1 protein-coding gene is annotated in these 266 nt (G+C 65.4%); it reads right to left on the reverse strand.

The features are described from left to right. The coding region (locus KZZ06_RS21100) for a type II secretion system protein (protein WP_219581903.1) at positions 1–209 on the reverse strand (209 nt) is incomplete at its 3' end. Between the last annotated feature and the right edge of the window lie 57 nt (positions 210–266).

A 266-nucleotide genomic window follows, 5' to 3' on the forward strand; every position in this document is an offset into this window, starting at 1 on the left:
CAATTTCGGGCAGCCTTTTCCAGAAACGCCTCCCTGCGGGCCAGGACCTCATCCTTGCCCTGCTCCCGCACCAGCACCCGCACCCGCTGCAGATCCCGCGCAGATGTCCGCTCCGATCGGACCCGCCAGGACAAAGCGAGCCCGAGGCGCTCCTGATTGCCGCTGTATTTGGACCACCGGCCCACTCCCTTGGATTCGATCCGGGCCATGACTCCGGATTCAGGACAGCATCCTGGCCTCCAGGCGGCAAACCGCGGCTACGATGC

Source organism: Sulfitobacter sp. CW3, from assembly GCF_019392245.1.
In the GTDB taxonomy this organism is placed as follows: Bacteria; Pseudomonadota; Alphaproteobacteria; order Rhodobacterales; family Rhodobacteraceae; genus Sulfitobacter.